This is a genomic window from Flintibacter sp. (assembly GCF_046973065.1).
On the sequence record NZ_JBKVXZ010000024.1, the window covers coordinates 19,084 to 37,306 of the forward strand.

At 58.9% G+C, this 18,223-nt stretch carries 19 protein-coding genes; 9 read left to right on the plus strand and 10 right to left on the minus strand.

All coding sequences use genetic code 11. The annotated features are described in order from the left end of the window. Positions 1-112 precede the first annotated feature (112 nt). The 8 genes from ACLTXB_RS10005 (at position 113) to ACLTXB_RS10040 (ending at position 8,852) form a co-directional block, all read left to right on the plus strand. Positions 113-1,171 carry an ABC transporter substrate-binding protein gene (locus ACLTXB_RS10005; protein WP_428226877.1) on the plus strand — a complete coding sequence of 353 codons (1,059 nt, stop codon included), beginning with the start codon at positions 113-115 and terminating at the stop codon, positions 1,169-1,171. A 134-nt stretch (positions 1,172-1,305) separates the two neighbouring features. Then, positions 1,306-2,319 (plus strand): FecCD family ABC transporter permease, encoded by a 1,014-nt coding sequence (locus ACLTXB_RS10010; protein WP_428226878.1) that lies wholly within the window; start codon positions 1,306-1,308, stop codon positions 2,317-2,319. Further along, positions 2,303-3,109, plus strand: a complete 807-nt coding sequence (locus ACLTXB_RS10015; protein ID WP_428226879.1) for an ABC transporter ATP-binding protein — start codon at positions 2,303-2,305, stop codon at positions 3,107-3,109. Before ACLTXB_RS10010 ends, ACLTXB_RS10015 begins: the two co-directional genes overlap by 17 nt. A 73-nt stretch (positions 3,110-3,182) precedes the next feature. Further along, complete coding sequence (locus ACLTXB_RS10020) at positions 3,183-4,580, plus strand: uracil-xanthine permease family protein (RefSeq protein ID WP_428226880.1); 1,398 nt, start codon at positions 3,183-3,185, stop codon at positions 4,578-4,580. A gap of 149 nt (positions 4,581-4,729) precedes the next feature. Continuing rightward, positions 4,730-5,524 carry an FAD binding domain-containing protein gene (locus ACLTXB_RS10025; RefSeq protein ID WP_428226881.1) on the plus strand — a complete coding sequence of 265 codons (795 nt, stop codon included), beginning with the start codon at positions 4,730-4,732 and terminating at the stop codon, positions 5,522-5,524. Between the two features lies 1 nt (position 5,525). Continuing rightward, complete coding sequence (locus ACLTXB_RS10030; RefSeq protein WP_428226882.1) at positions 5,526-5,987, plus strand: (2Fe-2S)-binding protein; 462 nt, start codon at positions 5,526-5,528, stop codon at positions 5,985-5,987. A gap of 1 nt (position 5,988) precedes the next feature. Beyond that, a complete protein-coding gene (locus ACLTXB_RS10035; RefSeq protein WP_428226883.1) occupies positions 5,989-8,280 on the plus strand; it encodes a xanthine dehydrogenase family protein molybdopterin-binding subunit in 2,292 nt (763 codons plus the stop codon). After that, positions 8,277-8,852, plus strand: coding sequence for a nucleotidyltransferase family protein (locus ACLTXB_RS10040; RefSeq protein ID WP_428226884.1), 576 nt, complete (start codon positions 8,277-8,279; stop codon positions 8,850-8,852). Before ACLTXB_RS10035 ends, ACLTXB_RS10040 begins: the two co-directional genes overlap by 4 nt. A 45-nt stretch (positions 8,853-8,897) precedes the next feature. Here ACLTXB_RS10040 and ACLTXB_RS10045 read toward each other — a convergent pair whose 3' ends face one another. From ACLTXB_RS10045 to ACLTXB_RS10075, 7 genes are all read right to left on the minus strand, one after another. Further along, positions 8,898-10,391 carry an AMP-binding protein gene (locus ACLTXB_RS10045; RefSeq protein WP_428226885.1) on the minus strand — a complete coding sequence of 498 codons (1,494 nt, stop codon included), beginning with the start codon at positions 10,389-10,391 and terminating at the stop codon, positions 8,898-8,900. A gap of 17 nt (positions 10,392-10,408) precedes the next feature. Further along, positions 10,409-10,525 carry a phosphopantetheine-binding protein gene (locus tag ACLTXB_RS10050; RefSeq protein WP_428226886.1) on the minus strand — a complete coding sequence of 39 codons (117 nt, stop codon included), beginning with the start codon at positions 10,523-10,525 and terminating at the stop codon, positions 10,409-10,411. A 619-nt stretch (positions 10,526-11,144) separates the two neighbouring features. Then, positions 11,145-12,356: an IS110 family transposase gene (locus ACLTXB_RS10055; protein WP_428226565.1), complete on the minus strand. Its 1,212-nt coding sequence runs from the start codon at positions 12,354-12,356 to the stop codon at positions 11,145-11,147. Between the two features lie 149 nt (positions 12,357-12,505). After that, positions 12,506-12,733 carry an acyl carrier protein gene (locus tag ACLTXB_RS10060; RefSeq protein ID WP_428226887.1) on the minus strand — a complete coding sequence of 76 codons (228 nt, stop codon included), beginning with the start codon at positions 12,731-12,733 and terminating at the stop codon, positions 12,506-12,508. Positions 12,734-12,748: 15 nt separating this feature from the next. Further along, complete coding sequence (locus ACLTXB_RS10065; protein ID WP_428226888.1) at positions 12,749-14,155, minus strand: condensation domain-containing protein; 1,407 nt, start codon at positions 14,153-14,155, stop codon at positions 12,749-12,751. Next, positions 14,152-15,090, minus strand: a complete 939-nt coding sequence (locus tag ACLTXB_RS10070; protein WP_428226889.1) for an alpha/beta hydrolase — start codon at positions 15,088-15,090, stop codon at positions 14,152-14,154. The genes ACLTXB_RS10065 and ACLTXB_RS10070 overlap by 4 nt, the downstream gene beginning before the upstream one ends. 4 nt (positions 15,091-15,094) lie before the next feature. Then, positions 15,095-15,430 (minus strand): SCP2 sterol-binding domain-containing protein, encoded by a 336-nt coding sequence (locus ACLTXB_RS10075; RefSeq protein ID WP_020989613.1) that lies wholly within the window; start codon positions 15,428-15,430, stop codon positions 15,095-15,097. Between the two features lie 163 nt (positions 15,431-15,593). On the opposite strand from ACLTXB_RS10075, the gene ACLTXB_RS10080 reads away from it, so the two are divergent. Then, the gene (locus ACLTXB_RS10080; RefSeq protein WP_428226890.1) at positions 15,594-16,253 is read left to right on the plus strand and encodes a TetR/AcrR family transcriptional regulator; all 660 of its coding nucleotides are present in this window, start codon (positions 15,594-15,596) and stop codon (positions 16,251-16,253) included. Positions 16,254-16,309: 56 nt separating this feature from the next. On the opposite strand, the gene ACLTXB_RS10085 is transcribed toward ACLTXB_RS10080, so the two are convergent. From ACLTXB_RS10085 to ACLTXB_RS10095, 3 genes are all read right to left on the minus strand, one after another. Continuing rightward, entirely contained in the window at positions 16,310-17,110 is an 801-nt protein-coding gene (locus tag ACLTXB_RS10085; RefSeq protein ID WP_428226891.1) for a DUF3169 family protein, read from the minus strand. Further along, positions 17,107-17,322 carry a helix-turn-helix transcriptional regulator gene (locus ACLTXB_RS10090; protein WP_008980663.1) on the minus strand — a complete coding sequence of 72 codons (216 nt, stop codon included), beginning with the start codon at positions 17,320-17,322 and terminating at the stop codon, positions 17,107-17,109. The genes ACLTXB_RS10085 and ACLTXB_RS10090 overlap by 4 nt, the downstream gene beginning before the upstream one ends. A gap of 204 nt (positions 17,323-17,526) precedes the next feature. Continuing rightward, positions 17,527-18,132 carry a Crp/Fnr family transcriptional regulator gene (locus tag ACLTXB_RS10095; protein ID WP_428226892.1) on the minus strand — a complete coding sequence of 202 codons (606 nt, stop codon included), beginning with the start codon at positions 18,130-18,132 and terminating at the stop codon, positions 17,527-17,529. Between the last annotated feature and the right edge of the window lie 91 nt (positions 18,133-18,223).

An 18,223-nucleotide genomic window follows, 5' to 3' on the forward strand; every position in this document is an offset into this window, starting at 1 on the left:
CCTTGGTTCTCCGGGTTTTTGTGTCTGTCCGTGGGAAATTCTTTGACAAGGAGAGCCCGGCAGGGTACAATATGCCAGGATAACCCAGAGTTTGTATAAGGAGGAGACAAACTTGAAACGATCTTTTGCCAAGCGTTTGACCGCCCTGGCTCTGGCCGCCCTGCTGGCGGTGTCGGCCACCGGATGCAGCGGCGGAAACGGAGCCGATTCCGGCACCGGACAGAACAGCTCCCAGAGCCAGCAGAGCTCGGCCATTGTGCTTACCGACCAGGCCGGACGGGAAGTTACCCTGGAGGGTCCCGCCCAGACCCTGGTGAGCTGCTACTACATCACCACCTACGCCACCATCGCCCTGGGAGTGGACGACCGGGTGGTGGGCCTGGAAAACAAGCCGGAGAGCCGTCCCATCTACCAGATGGCCGCACCTGGGCTGCTGGAGCAGGCCTCGGTGGGCAGCCTGAAGGAGTTCAACGTGGAGGCCTGTGCCGCCCTGGATCCCGACCTGGTCATCATGCCCCTGAAGCTCCAGGACTACGTGAGCGCGTTGGAGGAGCTGGGCATCCCTGTGCTGGTGGTGAACCCGGAAAGTCACGACCTGCTGGTGGAGATGCTTACCCTGATTGGCCAGGCCTGCGGCGTAGAGGACCGGGCCAAGGAGCTTACCGACTACTATGAGGAGCAGATCACCCGCATGGAGGAGCTGACCCAAGGCTGTGAGGAGCCGGTGGTCTACATGGGCGCCAACTCCACCTACCTGAACACCGCACCCAAGGACATGTACCAGAGCACCCTCATCGACATCGCCGGAGGCGTGAACGCCGTCGGGGAGATGGAGGGGGACTACTGGACCCAGGTCTCCTATGAGACTCTGCTGGCCATGGCTCCCGACGTGTTCATCATCCCCACCGCAGCCGAGTACACCGTGGAGGATGTAATGAACGATCCCCAGCTGTCTCAGCTGCCTGCTGTGGTGAATGGCGCGGTGTATGCCATGCCCAAGGGCATTGAGGAGTGGGATTCTCCCATTCCCTCCGGAATCCTGGGCACCATGTGGCTGACCAGCGTACTTCACCCTGACGTCTATTCTTTTGAGACCTTTGTCTCCGACGCCCAGAACTTTTATAAAACCTTCTACGGCTTCGACATCGACGCCAGCCTCATCACCAAGTAAGAATCCAAGCAGGGGGGAGGAAAACTCCTCCCCCCACTTTTTTTCTGTCCCTTTGGTATGCCCATCTTTCAGGAGGCGGGCGTATCAAAGAAACAGAATTTCTTTGAATTTGATTGAAAAGGAGGAACACCGCCATGAAACCACATACCCGGGAATTTACCGCCGTACTGGCCGCGGCTCTTGTGCTGGCCGCCCTGGCGGTGGTCTCCCTCTTTATAGGCAGCTATCCCCTTTCGGTGGGAGAGATTTTTGATATTCTGACCGGAAAACTGGGGGACACCATGCCCGTTCGGGTATTCTGGCAGCTGCGCCTGCCCCGGATGTGCATGGGCCTGATCTCCGGCTTGTCTCTGGGGGTGGCTGGCGGTGTGTACCAGATCATCTTTCGCAATCCACTGGCTTCTCCCGACCTCACTGGTGTAGCGTCTGGGTCCTCGCTGGGAGCCGCCTGTGTCATCGTGCTGGGGGCAGGGGGCAGCGGAGAGATCATGGCCGGAGCCTTCACCATGGGCCTGCTTGCCCTGGGGCTGGTACTGTTTCTGGTACGGGCCGCCCGGCTGGAGCGCACCGGCAGCTACATTCTGGCCGGTGTGGTGGTCTCCGCCCTGGCAGAGGCGGGGCTGATGGCGCTGAAGATCATGGCCGACCCAGAGCGGGAACTGGCCGACCTGGAGGTATGGACCATGGGAAGTCTGGCCTCGATCACGGCGGGTAAAGTGGTTTTGCCTGCTATTACAGTGCTGGCCTGTCTAGGCCTTCTGCTCCTCTTCCGCCGGGAAGTGCTGATGCTGTCCCTGGGAGAGGAGAGCGCCCGGAGCATGGGCCTGGATCCCACTTTATGGCGTGCCCTGCTGCTGGGGATCACTACCCTGATGGTAGCGGCGGTGGTGTCGGTGACGGGAGTGATCTCCTTTGTGGGCCTCATTGCCCCCCACATCGCCTTTTTGCTCCTGGGCCGCCGTGGAGGACCCTACCTGCCCCTGTGCGGACTGGTCGGAGGGGTGGTTTTGCTGTGCGCTGACCTGTTGGCCCGGTCCCTGTCGTCGGGAGCGGAGCTGCCGCTGAGTATTTTTACCGTGCTGTTTGCCGCCCCGGTTCTGGTGGCGCTGCTGTGCCGGAGGGGGGATGGATATGGCGGCGATGCTTGAGGTACAAAATTTGTGTGCCGGTTACGGCTCACCGGTTGTCAAGGATATCTCCTTTTCAGTTCAGGAAGGGGAGCTGGTGGGGCTGCTGGGCCGCAATGGCAGCGGGAAAACCACGCTTCTGCGTGCCCTGACCGGCTCGGCCAAGGTAACGGGAGGACGGGTTCTGCTGGACGGAGAGGACTGGGAACAGCTCAGTCACCGTCAACGGGCCTGCCGCCTGGCTCTCATGCCCCAGCGACCCCAGCTGCTGCCCGGCCTGCGGGCGCGGGAGGTGTTGGAGATGGGCCGCTACCCTTGGACAGGGCCTCTGCGCCCGGCGGGGGAGGACGGACGGCGGCGGGTGGCTCAGGCCGCCCGGCAGTTTGGCCTGGAGGAGCTACTGGACACCGACTGCGCTGCCCTCAGCGAGGGCCAGCGGCAGATGGTCCACCTGGGCCGTGCAGTGGTGCAGGACGCGCCCATCCTCCTGCTGGACGAGCCCAACAGTGCCCTGGATTTCTATAACACCCAGCTTCTGTTTCAAACGGTAGGGGAGCTCATCCGCACCCAGCGTAAGGCGGGGCTTGTGGTGCTCCACGATCCGGCTCTGGCCCTTACCTGGTGCCGCCGCCTGCTGCTGCTGCGCCGAGGAGAGCTGGTTGGGGAGATCTGCCCCAGAGAGGCCACGGAAGGGGAGATACAGGCCATTTTACGCCGTATTTACCCGGATATTTGCGTCAAACGGGACAAAGACAGCGGCGCTTATTGGTGCGGTCTTGCGGAAAATGGAGAAAAACAGGAAAATTTATGAATACACTGTGAACGTCCGAGAAATCTGATTATAATATAGGTCTCACACTAGAAAAATATCAGGGAGGAAGATCATGGAGCGTTCCGGACAATTTGTGACGCCCTTCGATTTTGTTGGGCGTCTTCCCCTGCGTCAGGCCATTCCCCTGGGGCTTCAGCATGTGCTGGCCATGTTTGTGGGTAACCTGACCCCCATCCTTATCATCACCAATCTGTGCGCCGCCACCAGCGGGGCAGAGGACTTTGCCGCCATCCAGGTAGTGCTGCTGCAAAATGCCATGCTGGTAGCCGGTCTGGTCACCCTGGTGCAGCTGTTTGCCATCGGCCCGGTGGGCGGCAAGGTACCCATCATCATGGGCACCAGCTCCGGCTTTATCGGCGTGTTCCAGAGCGTGGTCAACGTGATGGGCGGCGGCATCGTGGCCTATGGGGCCATTATGGGCGCTTCCATTTTAGGCGGCCTGTTTGAGACGGTGCTGGGCGCGTTCTTAAAGCCTCTGCGCCGCTTTTTCCCCTCCGTGGTCACCGGTACCGTAGTGCTGTCCATCGGCCTTTCCCTCATCAGCGTGGGCGTGGGCTCTTTCGGCGGCGGCACCAGCACCAAGGACTACGGCTCTGTGGAGAACTTGCTCATCGCCCTGGCGGTGATGATCATCGTCCTGGCTCTCAAGCACGGGGCCAAGGGGCTGGCCAGCTCCTCCTGTATTCTCATCGGCATCGTCTGCGGCTACATCATCTGTGCCATTCTGCCCCTGTTCCTGTCCACCACCGGCGTTACCGCCGATGGGGTGGAGTACACCAAGGCGTGGGTGCTCAACTGGGACAAGGTGGCTCAGGCCAGCTGGGTTTCTATCCCCGCGCTGATGCCTGTCAAGCCGGTATTTGATCTGCGGGCCATCCTGCCTGTGATGATCATGTTCATCGTCACCGCGGTGGAGACGGTGGGCGACATCTCCGGCGTGATGGAGGGCGGCATGGGCCGGGAGGCCACCGATCAGGAGCTGGCCGGTGGCGTCATGTGCGACGGCCTGGGTTCCTCCTTCGCCGCCCTGTTTGGTGTGCTGCCTAACACCTCCTTCAGCCAGAACGTGGGTCTGGTGACCATGACCAAGATCATCAACCGCACTGCTTTGGCCTGCGGCGCTGTGTTCCTGGTGCTGTGTGGCCTGCTGCCCAAGCTGGCGGCCATCGTGTCCATCATGCCTCAGAGCGTGCTGGGCGGTGCAGCGGTCATCATGTTCTCCTCCATCGTGATGAGCGGTATCCAGCTCATTACCAAGGAGCCCCTCACCGCCCGGAACATGTCCATCGTCTCGGTGGCTCTGGGTCTGGGCTACGGCCTGGGCGCCAACAGCGCGGTGCTCTCCGGCCTGCCTCAGTGGATCCAGCTGGTCTTCGGCGGCTCCGGCATCGTGCCCGCCGCCTTCGTGGCCATTATCATGAACATCCTGCTGCCTAAGGAAAAGGCGTAAATTTCAACTCGATACGGTCAATTTTTCCGGGCGGACCCGATTTTTGTCGGGTCCGCCCGGATTTTGGTTTGTCATAGGGGAAATAATATGGTATAATAATATGCTTTATAAAACGAATACACAGCATGCCGCAACGGGGAGGAAATACTGTGCTGAAAATCAAAAACTATGTACGGGTCCAGAGCCTGGAAGAAGCCTACGACCTGTGCCAAAAGAAAAACAACGTGGTGCTGGGCGGAATGCTTTGGCTGAAGATGCAGCGGCGTTCCATCGGCACCGCCATCGACCTGAGCGATCTGGGTCTGAACCAGATCGAGGAGGACGGAGAGTTTTACCGCCTGGGGGCCATGGTGTCTCTGCGCACGATGGAGCGCCACCACGGCCTCAATGAGCTGACCCAGGGTGCCATGAAGGAGAGCCTGCGCCACATCGTGGGCGTGCAGTTCCGCAATCTGGCTACCGTGGGTGGAAGCCTGTGGGGCCGCTTCGGCTTCTCCGATGTGCTCACCCTGCTGCTGGCTCTGGATGCCCAGGTAGAGCTGCACCACGCCGGACGGATGTCTCTGGAGGAGTTCACCCAGCTGCCCCGGCAGCAGCATGACATTCTGACCCACGTGCTCATCCCCAAGGGAGCGCGTCAGGTGGTCTACCAGTCCCAGCGGAACATCTCCACCGACTTTCCCACCCTTACCTGCGCCCTGTCCAAGAAGGACGGGGAGTATACCTGCGTCATTGGTGCCCGGCCTCAGATGGCCCAGGTGTACCGGGACGAGAAGGGCCTGCTCTCCGGCGGCGTGACCGAGGAGACCGCCCGGGCCTTTGGCGAGGACGTGGCCCAGCGGGCCAAGTTTGGCAGCAGCCTGCGGGCGGGGGAGGACTACCGCCGGGAGATTTGCGCTGTGCTGGTGCGCCGTGGCCTGCTGGCCATGGAGAAGGAGGGCTAACATGGAACTGAAACTGACCTTGAACGGCCGGGCCGTGTCCGCATCGGTGGAAGCGGACACCCTGCTCATCGATTTTCTCCGCGCCCAGGGCTGCCTGAGCGTGAAGCGGGGATGCGAGACCGCCAACTGCGGCCTTTGTACCGTTTTGATGGACGGCACTCCCGTGCTGTCCTGCTCTGTGCTGGCTCTGCGGGCGGCGGGCCATCACGTCCAGACTCTGGAGGGCCTTCAGGAGGAAGCCGCCGACTTTGCCGCCTTTATCGCCGACCAGGGTGCGGAGCAGTGCGGCTTCTGTAACCCCGGCTTTGTGATGAACACCGTGGCTCTGCTGCGGGAGAACCCCGACCCCACCGACGACGAGATCCGCGCCTATCTGGCGGGCAATCTGTGCCGCTGCTCGGGGTACGAGGGACAGCTGCGGGGCATTCGTGCCTATCTGGACCATAAGAAGGGGAGGGGCTGAGATGGAAAACTTAAAGATCGTAGGCCAGCCGGTGCGGAAAAAGGACGCTATGTCCCTGCTGCTGGGCAAGCCCGCCTATGTGGACGATGTGACTCCCCAGAACTGCCTGGTGGTGAAGGTGCTGCGCAGCCCCCACGCCCACGCCCTCATTGAGGAGATCAACACCGACGTGGCCCAGAAGGTGCCCGGCGTGGTTGCCGTATATACCTACAAGGATGTGCCCCAGAAGCGCTTTACCATGGCGGGTCAGACCTACCCGGAGCCCTCTCCCTATGACCGTCTGATCCTGGATCAGCGGGTCCGTTTTGTGGGCGATGCCGTGGCCATCGTGGCCGCCGAGGATGAGGAGGCCGCCGACAAGGCGCTGAAGCTCATCAAGGTGAAGTACCAGGTGCTGGAGGCGGTACTGGATCCCCACGAGGCTCTGGACGGACCCATTCTGGTGCACTCCGAGGACAACTGGCGCTCTCTGTGCCCGGTTGGCGCGGATAACAAGCGCAACCTGTGCGCCAGTGAGGTGTGCTCGGACGGAGACGTGGATGACGTCCTGTCCCACTGTGACTACGTCATTGACCATGTCTACCATACCCCCGCCTGCAACCAGGCCATGATGGAGACCTTCCGCACCTATACCGAGATGGACCCCTACGGGCGGCTCCATGTTATTTCCTCTACCCAGATCGTCTTCCACGTCCGGCGTATTCTGGCCAACGCCCTGGACATTCCCAAGTCTAAGATCCACGTGGAGAAGCCCCGCATCGGCGGCGGTTTCGGCGCCAAGCAGACGGTGGTGGCGGAAATTTATCCCGCCTTTGTCACCTGGAAGACCGGCCAGGCGGCCAAGATGATCTACACTCGGGAGGAGAGCCTTATCGCCAGCTCCCCCCGCCACGATATGGAGGTTCACGTCCGTCTGGGAGCCAGCAAGGACGGCACCATCCGTGCCATTGACGTGTACACCCTGTCCAACACGGGAGCCTATGGCGAGCACGGCCCCACCACCGTGGGCCTGTCTGGCCACAAGTCCATCCCCCTGTACACCAACAACCTGGAGGCCTTCCGCTTTGCCTACGACGTGGTGTACACCAACCGCCAGTCCGCCGGAGCCTACCGCGGCTACGGTGCCACCCAGGGCATCTTCGCTGTGGAGTCGGCGGTGAACGAGCTGGCCGACATTCTTGGCATGGACCCGGTGGCCATCCGGGAGAAGAACATGGTCCGGGAGGGCCAGGTCATGCCCGCCTATTACAACGAAAAGACCAATGCCTGCGCCCTGGACCGGTGCATGAGCCGCTGTGCCCAGCTCTTTGGCTGGGAGGAGAAGTTCCCCGTTCGGGATATGGGCAACGGCAAGGTGCGCGCCGCCGGCGTGGCCATGGCCATGCAGGGCTCCGGCATCTCCGGTGTGGACGTGGGTTCGGCCACCATCAAGCTCAGCGACGAGGGATTCTATAACCTGTCTATCGGCGCGGCTGACATGGGCACCGGGTGCGACACCATCCTGGCCCAGATGGCCGCCGAGTGCCTGGACTGCCCCGTGGACAACATTGCGGTCTTCGGTGCTGACTCTGACGCCTCCCCCTACGACTCGGGCTCCTACGCCTCCTCCACCACCTACGTCACCGGCAAAGCGGTAGAGCGGGCCTGCGAGCAGCTGAAAGAAAATCTCTGCGCTATTGCCGCCCAGATGATGGACTGCAAACCAGAGGACGTGGAGTTTACCGGCAAGGGCGTGCGCCGTCTGGACGGCAAGGGAGAGGTTTCCCTCATGGATATTGCCACCAAGTCCATGTGCGGCAACGCCATTCCTGTCCAGGTGACCTACACCCACACCTCTCCTGTCTCGCCGCCGCCCTTCATGGTAGGCATGGCCGAGATCGAAGTGGACAAGGAGACCGGCGGGGTAGAGGTTCTCGACTACGTGGCCGTGGTGGACTGCGGCACCCCCATCAACCCCAACCTGGCCCGGGTACAGACTGAGGGCGGCATTGTCCAGGGCATCGGCATGGCTCTCTTTGAGGGCATCACCTACGACGAGAAGGGCAACCTGCTGGAGAACTCTTTCATGCAGTACAAGATCCCCACCCGCCTGGACATGGGCCACCTGCGGGTGGAGTTTGAGTCCAGCTACGAGCCCACCGGCCCCTTCGGTGCCAAGTCCATCGGCGAGATCGTCATCAACACTCCGTCTCCCGCCATCGCCCACGCCATCTACCGGGCCACCGGCGTATGGCACCGGGAGCTGCCCATCACCCCGGAGAAGGTACTCATGGCCATGAAGGCCACGGGATGAACCACCTGATCCTGCTGGCGGCGGGCTCCTCCCGCCGCTTCGGCGGCAACAAGCTGCTGGCCCCCTTGAACGGAAATCCTCTGTATACCTGGGGGCTGAGCGCTCTGAATGAGGTGTGCCGGACGCGGGGAGACTGCACCCTCACCGTAGTCTCCCGCTACCCGGAAATTCGGGATGCTGCACAGGCTGTCGGCGCTCAGGCGGTAGACAGTCCGGACAGCGAAAAGGGCCAAGCCTACTCCATCCGGGCGGGCCTCCAGGCCCTGGGCAGGGTAGGGGAGAGGGACTTCATTCTCTTTCTCCCCGCCGACCAGCCCTGGATCACACCCCAAACCATTTCCCGCCTGCTGGATGCTGCCGGTCCGGATACCTGGACGGCCACTGCCGCCTTTGGGGAGCGTGTGGGCACGCCCACCCTGTTTTCCGCCCGGCTGCTCCCGGACCTGATGGCCCTGGAGGGAGACCGGGGCGGACGGAAGCTGATGGGTCGCCCGGGAGAACCCTGCCTTGTCATTCCGACCGGGTCAGAGCGGGAACTGGACGACGTGGACTACCCGGAACAGTTACAATAAGCAGAAAAAATCTCCGGTTCTTTTGGAACCGGAGATTTTTTTCACTTAAAAGCGCTTGATCTTCTTGGAGGGAGTTTTCTCGAACTCGGTCTCCCGAACGATCAGGCTGTAAATCTTCTTGTGGGGAGGCGCCTGGAGATTGTACTGGTCGATGATCTCTTGGAGGGCGGCGCGTACGTCCTTGATGTGCTTCTTCTTGGCGTACTCGTAGTCGGGGAAGATCTCGGCCTCGATGACGCTCTTGTTCTCCCGCACCAGCACCTCCTGAACCAGGCGGTTGGGGCTGAGCTTGTTCTCCAGCTCCTCGGGGGAGACGTTCTCGCCGTTTTTGGTGATGATGAGATTCTTCTTGCGGCCGGTGAGGTAGACAAAGCCCTCCTCGTCCACGTAGCCCAGGTCGCCGGTCTTCAGCCAGCCGTCCTCCAGGGTGGCGGCGGTCTCCTCGGGCATCTTGTAGTAGCCCTGCATCACGCTGCTGCCCCGGACCCACAGCTCGCCGTCTACCGTCTTGGCCTCGCAGTTATCGATGAGCTGACCCACGGCGTTCTTGTTGATGTTCCAGGGCCGGGTAGTGCTGATGACGGGGGAGCACTCGGTCATGCCGTAGCCCTGGAGGATGGTGATGCCGTACTTTTCAAACAGGTCGATGTAGGAGGGATCCAGGTAGGCGCCGCCGCTGGAGATCTTGGTCAGCTGCTTGCCAAACACCGCGTTCTTCACCAGCTTGGGAGGCAGCAGGGTGTTGTCCTCCAGCTTTTTGGCGATGGTCTCGATCATCAGGATCATCTCAGGCTTGAAGAGCTGGATGTTCTTCATCACCCGCAGCAGAGAATCGTTGATGCAGATAATGGAGCCCAGAGAGATGGCCTTGAGCACGTCTAGACACAGGCAGTAGGCGTGATGGATAGGCAGCACGGAGAGCAGCACCATCCGCTCAGGCAGGTCCATGTTGATGCTGCCGGCGTTCTCGGCCTGGTTGCGGTGTGTGAGCATAACGCCCTTGCTCTTGCCGGTGGTACCGGAGGTGAACATGATGGTACACAGCTGGTCGGGCTGAGGTTCAAAGTCAAAGGCAGTCTGGTGTTCCGCCAGCAGCTGGGGGAGGGAGAGGGCGGCGTCGCTGTGCTCCTCCTGCTGCATGAGAACCACATGCTTGAGCTTGGGGCAGTGCTCCTTGGCTCCCTCGGCCACGTCCTTGCGGGCGGCGTCGGCCACCAGGGTGGTCACGTCGGCCCGGTCCAGCAGCTCCCACACGTCGGCGGCGGGGAGGGAGGCGTCCAGGGGAACGGCCACGCTGCCGCTGTTGACGATGCCCAGATAGGTCACCATCCAGCGGTAGGAGGTGGGGCCGATGACGGCGATGTGGCTGCCCTGCTCGCCTAGAGCGGCCAGGGCGCTGGAAAAGCTCTCGCTGTCCTGGCGGAGCTGGTTGTAGGTCTTGTCCTCAATCTGGTTCTTGCCCACCTTATAGCGCACGGCCACCTCGGGTCCAAAGCGCTGCTGGGCCTCCACCAGGATCTCGCGGATGGTACTGGTCATAGTTCTTACTCCTGTTCTCAGTCGGCCAGGCTCTGGATGTAGTCCACGGCCTCGCCCACGGTGCGGATCTTAACCACCTCGGTCTCGTCCACCTCGATGTCGAAGGTGTCCTCGATCTCGCCCAGCATGCTCATAAAGTCAAAGTCTGCAAATAAAAAGTCAATAGGGAGATGAAGAAAAATTGAGGCGGGAAAAGGGCATAGCAAAAGCGGCCAGCGGGTAGAGTGCGCTGGCCGGATAGGAAAATATGTAGCCGAGGGAGTTATTTCTGAGGCAGGATGATAGTTGCTTTGGAGAAGTCTTTCCAATCCAAGCATTGTCCGCAGCGATCACAGTAAGGTTGGTATTCCCGTTCGAGGGTTCTCCCGCATTGAGGGCAGACTGGGAAACCAGTAAGGCCGCAGATGGAGTGAAAACAACGAATTTGAGCCACTGACATTGGCTTGCGGAAAGACATTTCTCTCCAGATGTCTGAGGAGATCAGAAAGTCATTTGGCGTCAGAGCAAACCCAACGCAGAGTTTTTCCAAGGTTAGAATTGTTGGGGCGGTTTTGCCTCTGGCAATGTCGCCAAAGTACCTGGAACTGAGGTCGCATCGTTCTGAGGCGGCTTCATAGCTGAGTCTTCGAGTATCACATAATTTGAGGATGGAGGTGGATAAATTGTCTAAAAACATCTTAATCGCTCTCTTTCTGTCATAAGATGTTTTTAGCGTAAATGCAGTATCGTTCTCCAACAAGGAAGGATGCTTCCTTAATTTCCCTCCAAAGATGCCAGGTATTCTTTTACTCTGCCATAGTAGATGCGCAGGAACTTGTTGGCGCCGGCTGTCATGTAGACCAGATAGGGTTTGCCCTCAGCTCGTTTCTTGTCCATGAAACGGTACACCGGGTCATCCTGAGGCATGGTTTTCAAAAGGCAGTCCATGACCAGAAACAAGGCGCGGCGCAGCTCAGGCGGCCCGCTTTTGGAAACCCTTGTGCTCTTAGCCTCGTGAGTGCCGGACTGGTCAGCGCCAGGGTCAACACCCGCGAAAGCGGTAATGGCGTTTCGGTGGGTAAACCGGGTCACATCCCCGAGCTCCGCCATAAGCTGAGGGCCAAGAGAATCGCCTACGCCGTGCATGGCCATGACGACGGGATATTCCGGGAGCTGCGCTGCCAGGGCCTGCATTTCAGCCTTGAGCCGTTCCAGAGAGGCAGAGATAGCGTTCAGCGCATCAATGGCCTGCCGGACCATGGTTTTGGTCAGGGCGTCCCTGGGGAGCATGGCGATCAGGTCCTGTGCTCCGGCGTGGACCTCAACGGCTTTGCTCTGGCTGAAGTTGTAGCCATGCCGTTTACACCACTTGCGGTAACGCTCGGCAAAGGCAGTGAGGCTCATGTTCCGCACGCAGTCTACATGCCAAAAGGTCGTGGCAAAGTCCACCCACTTCTGCGACCCATCCTCACGGACGGGGCTGTCAAAGAGGGTGTTGACACCGGGATAGGTCTGGTCAAGAAGGGCGATGAGGTTATTTTTCATCATCGTCTTGGTCTTGGAGTACAGACTCTGCTGCCGGTTCAGTGTTTTCAGTTGCATTCGAATCGTATCCATGGGTGTATGTTGGCGCAATTCTGCCCAGTTGTCAAGCCCATAGCGGGCAATCTTGCGGGAATCCGCCTTGTCTGTTTTCACTTTGCGCAGGGTGTTATTTCCGTAGTCCTTGATGAGCTTCGGATTGACTGCACTGACGAAGACGCCCTCATCATGAAGAAAGCGGGCTACTGGCTCATAGTACCGTCCGGTGTGCTCCATGACTACCCGTGTCTCACCGTCCAGGCTTTTCAAGTAGTCTGCCAGCTCCTTGAGTTCACTGCCGGTGTGACCAATAGAAAATGGTTTTGCTACCACTTCTCCAAAAGGGCGGAGAACGGATACCATGCTCTTTCCTTTGGAAACATCAATCCCTACAACATTATTCATATTGATCGCTCCTCATCATGGATTTGTTTTGGCGACCAGCCATTCCACCATTGCCGATCCAATCTATTTGATGACACGGGCGCACCAAGGAGGTGGCTCAACCTGCATAAATCGAACGCTGCGAATGAGAGGCTGGCTGACGGACTTCGTCACGGACGCGCTGGTCCTTGGAGGTATACATCAGGCCAAGACTCTCTCATTCTAACAGCTTTGGCAACGATGCGGAAAAAGACACGGCTGGCTGCCGTGCCTTGTACCGTAAATATATTGTAATAGGAGGTAAAGCCCAGGTCCTCCATAAAGCGGGAGTCGGAGGTGATCTTCTCAGGCTCCACTTCTACGTAGTTGCAGATGATCTCAACCAATTTCTCAAACATAATCCGATTCCTCTTTTACACTAATTTGATGATCTCACCGATGGTGAGGTCGGGATTCTCAACGCCCTTGAACATGATCTTGCACAGATAGTAATAGAAGTACTCCAGCTCCTCCCGGGAGAAGGCCTTCACCTGGTGCTCAAAGTTGAAGTCTAGGCCGTTGTCCTCGGGGCGGTGCATGACGGTCAGGTACACAGCCTGGGGAGTCATACCGTTGGGGTACCACTTGGTGGTGTAGCGGATGTCGCCCAGCTGATCCAGGCCCTTCTCTTTCAGGGTGAGGGGCTGGTAGGTCAGGGAGATAGGCTCATAGGTCAGACCGGCGTGGGGCTGGGGATAGGTCTTGGCACGGTAGGCAAAGTAGGCGGTGGGATCGTAGTTGGCGTGGCGGAAATACTCGTTCTGCTTGTCCCGGATGGCGTAGATGGCGTCAATGAACTTCATGTCCTGGCTAAAGCAGGTGCGGAAGGGGAAGGAGTGGATGCGGGTGCCGCCCGACTTTTTCTCCTTCAGGGTGGCGCGGCGGGCAATGGCGTTGTTGATGGACACATCGTCGTGGCCATTCACCTTCTGGAAGTAAGTGCGCATGCCCATGAGCAGCAGGCACACCAGGGAGACATGGTACTCCTCGCAGAAGTTCATCAGCCGCTGGGTGGGCTCGCCCTCCAGGTGGAAGATGTCCAGGGCGGAGGTGGTGTCCCCAGATGCGTTGAAGGCAGTGCGGAGGTTGGGGTTTTGGAACATCTGACGGGCGGCCTCCAGCTTGTCGGTGCCCTTCATGCCGTTGTAGATGGGCTCGGAGGACTCGATCTCCTTCTGGAAGAACTCCATGTCCCGCAGTTGGGCCTTGCTGCCCGCCTCGTAGGCCAGATCCTTCTGAATCTGCTCGATATAGGAAGCCATCTCCTTGGGGGCGGGAACCCCCTCATACTTCTGGCTGCAGTAGAGCTCGATAATGTCCTTCAGGAAGCCGATGAGGGACTGGGCGTCCACGATCATGTGGTGCCCCAGGAAGTACACGCCGTTAAAGCCGTCGGGCAGGCTGATCATCACCACCCGGGTGAGGGGAGCGTCCTCCATCTTAAAGGGGACGGTGGTCCACTGCTGTATCACCTTGTCGGCCTCCTCCAGGGTGCCCTGGGAGAAGTCCACAAACTCGATGTCCCGCTCTTCCTTGTCCACCACATACTGGTAGTAGGTGCCCTCCTTGTCCTTGGCAAAGCGGACCCGCATACCCTCGCAGCGGTCATAGGCCTGGTAGATGGACTGCTTGAGCAGGTCCCAGTCGATCTCAGACTGGATGGTCAGACGGGTGCCGATGTTCATGACCGCCGCACTGGGGCAGTAGGGGAGATAGAACAGGTGAAATTTCTGCGCTACGGTCAGGGGATAAACCGGATAACCTTTATGTTTGCGCATCATACAATAATTCCTCCGATAAATTTGTCCAGGGCCTCTTCGTACTCCTGAGTGTTCTTATAGTAGCTCTCCACATGGCCCGCGCCTTCCACAATGAGCTTGGTCTTGGACGCGGCGCAGTTTTCATACAGCTCGTCGCACATGTAGGGGGGAACAAAGGTATCCTTGCTGCCGTGGATGAACAGCATGGGGACCTTGGCCTTTCGTACCTCCCGGGCGGCGTTGCAATCGTCCAGACCGTAACCTGCCAGGCGCTTGTTGACCTTGTCGGCCAAGGGGATCATGGGGGTGGCAGGCAGGTGGTACATGCTGTGCAGTACGTGGGTGAACACGTACTTTGGGGAGGTGAAGGCGGAGTCGGAGATAATGCCCTTCACCTGGGGAGGCAGGTCCATACCGCTGACCATACACACGGTAGCGCCGCCCATGGAGCCGCCGTGGAGGATGATCTGGGCATCCTGGCCCACCTTATCTACCGTCCAGCGGATCCACTCCAGAGCGTCCAGCCGGTCCATGCAGCCAAAGCCGATGTACTTGCCCTCGCTCTCTCCGTGGGAGCGCTGGTCGATGATCAGGGCGCCAAAGCCCCGGCTCATAAAGCACCGGGCCAGGCTGGGGTACTCGCCCATACCGTAGCTGGTGTATCCATGGAAACAGATGACCACCTTGTTGCCCGGACCAGGGAAGTAGGTGCCGTGGAGCTTCAGGCCGTCATGGGAGAGGATACCGACCTCCTCATGGGGCTGCTGGAGCAGCCAGTCCCGGTTCTCGTGCATCCGGGGGTAGTACTGGCTCCAGTCAATGCCGGACATCTTGGCGCTGCGCTCCGGCTTGGCGTTGGTGCGGATCATGGTGCGGCGGTAGAAGTAGGCGGTGCCCAGACCTTCTGCCGCAGCCGCCAGACCTGCCAAAACGGCGGCTTTTTTCAGCAATCCCATAAAATCAGCCCTTTCTCTTCCGGGCCAGCAGGTCGCCCAGCTTCAGAGCCTTGTCGATGTTGCCCTCCACCTTCAGCTTGCCGGTGGTAAAGGCCAGCACAGGGTCGGTCTTGCCCTTGGCCAGCTTAAACAGGGTGTCCGCAGTGCAGATGAACATCACGTCCCGGTCAAAGTACTCGTAGGGCTCGATGTACAGCTTGCCCTCCTTGACCTCGGCGTAGAAGATGCCCTCGGCCTCCCCGATGATGTTGAATTGGTAGGCCAGATGCTCCTGGATATCACTGACATCTGCTCCCGCCAGCATACCTTTTACTTCGGAAAACATGTCTGCGTATGTCATTGGGGTCCTCCTTTTTTCGACCGACGGTCGAAAAAATTCTAAGGGTAGCCTAGCACGTTTTCGACCGACGGTTAATACATTTTCCTTCCAATTAACAAGTAAAATAAAAGATTTGGTAATTATTTCATTTGTGCTGGGAAAAAACTGTGCTATACTGTAAAAAATGAAGGTGCTGGTAAAATTTAAGCGAGAAGGATGGAACACCATGGCCAAGGACCAGAAAAAATATGATTTGATTTTAGACGCGCTCCAGCAGCTGCTGCGGGAGCGCAGCGTACAGACCATCTCCGTCAGCGATATTGCTCAGGCTGCGGGGATCGGGAAGGGGAGCATCTATTATTATTTTCCCTCCAAGGATGCCATTGTGGAGGCTCTGGTCCAGCGCAATTATGAAGCGCCCCTGAAAACGGCCAAGAGCCTGTCCGCCCGGCAGGATATCCCGCCCTTTACCCGCATGGCTATGATTTTCCAGGCCTGCCGCTCCTCGTCCACGGAGTACTCCAAGTCGGAGGCCAGTACCGGGGATGGGGCCGGTGCCCAGGAGAAGGCCTTTCTCCATCAGACCTACATGAACCACCTGATCACCGAGCTCAAGCCGGTGCTGGCCGAGATCATCCGCCAAGGCATCCAGGCCGGGGAGATCCACTTTGACCATCCCGACAAGCTGGCTGAGATGGTGCTTATCATCCTCACTGTGAAAATGGACAACACCATCGTTCCCTCTACGAAAGAGGAGATCGAGGGGACCATTACTGCCCTGGTGTCCCTGCTGGAGAAGGGGACAGAGAATCCGCCCGGGTCGCTGGACTTCCTTATTAAATAATGAAATAGAAACGAGGAGCCTGAGCAATGCGCTCAGGCTCCTCGTTTCTGTTTCTTTCAGGCCTTACGTTTCTTTTTTCCATGGTCCAGGATGTATGCCATGCACTGATAGCTCATCAGCTGCACCATCCACAGCCCGCCCACCAGCAAAATCCAGCCCGACGGGGCCAGGCCGTTGTCGGCCAAGATAAACAGCACCAGCATCACGATGGGGAAGAGGGTGCTCATCACCCGGAAGGAGAAGTAGCTGCACTGGCCGATCTGCTGCTGCTCGGCCTCGTCACAGCTCCGGAACCAGTCCTTCTGAAACTTGGTATCAAATACATTGCCCTTCTTCTCCGGATGGATGACCTTGGTGGCCTTCACCGTCAGGGCCTGGAGGGCCACCACCCAGACCAGCTGAACCACCAGATTGACAATGAACAGCACGCCCTCCATCAGGCCGCCGATGCGCAGGATATGATCTCCCAGCCACATGGCCTGGTTATTGACCCAATCGGTCTGTCCGTTGATGCCCAAGGCGATAAACAGCCACACCATGGCCGCTCCGGAGAGGATCAGGGACAGGCACAGCCGACGGTCGGACTCCTGAAAGGCGTCGTCATCTGCCTCTGCCTGGGGCAGCAGGGCCTTGCCCCGGAGATAATAGATGGTGCTCACCAACAGCAGTACATACCCGGGGATAAACCACAGCTGGCCCAGAGACGCCAGGGCCATGTTCAGACTGTCTGCGGAATCAAGTAAATTTTTTCCCGCCATGGCGGCACAGAAGCCTGCCACGCCGCCCAAAGCGGCACACACCAGAATCGTAATTGCAAACCGGGCATAGATTGCTTTATTGCTACGTTCCTTTTTCATTGTTCCTCATCCTCCTCGGTGAGATAAAATACCTCGTCTACTGTCGTTCCAAATACCTTTGCGATGCGCAGGGCCAAAGTGATGGAGGGGTTGTAGTCCCCCCGCTCAATGAGGCTGATGGTCTGGCGGGACGCGCCCACCAGCGATCCCAGCCCCTGCTGGTTAAGCCCCTTCGCCGCCCGCAGCTCTTTCAGTCGGTTCCCAAGCGGCATATTGCAGTCTCCTTTCGTGACAAGAATCTATGTCGTTTTGACAATTATCTTTGTCATCTTTAGAATAGCATTGACAAGGATCCTTGTCAATATGGAAAAATCAATTTTTTCAAACAAGAAAAAGCCCATGCCTTTCGCAAGGAAAGGCATGGGCAGAAGGGCAGGGGAGAGGTCACTCACACAGTGCCTCCAGGCCGGGACGGTCTAAAATCTGCACCGAGCGGTAGCCCAGGAGATCAGCCCCTCCCGGGCAAGCTGATTGAGGATGCGGCTGACGGTCACCCGGCTCACCGAAATGGTGGCGGCGATCTCCTCCTGAGGGCAGGACACCTGGCCGTTTCCGTCGGCGTTGACGGTGAGAAACCGGGCCACCCGCCACCGGGCTGGGCGGAAGGCCATCTGGTCCACTTGGTCGGAGAGAAGCCGCACGGTGCGGGCTAGATACTTCATCATGGCCAGAGCCAGCTCCGGATGTGCGGCAAACTCCCGGCTCAGCAACTCCCGGTCGATGGGTACCAGCTCGCAGGGGGTCATGGCCACGGCGGAGGACACCCGGGGCAGCTCGTCAAAGAAGGAGGCCTCCCCGAATAGACTTCCCTCCTGGTACAGGTTCAGCACCCGTTCGCCCCCGTCGGAGGACTGGATGAAGCTCTTCACTTGGCCGGATTTTAAATAGTAGAAGCAGGTGGCCGCTGTGTTCTGTAAATAAATGAGGTAGCCCGCCGGGCACCGGATGGCCCACCGCTGCTGAGCAAAGGGCCGCCAGATGTCCGGCGGCAGGTTCAATTCCATGTGGTGGAGCTGGTCCATCGAGGAGATCCCTCCAAAACATTTTTTAGATTGTAACATGGTTTACATTCTTTTGGCAAGAGCTCTGCTAGGATAACAGGGAAAGAACATT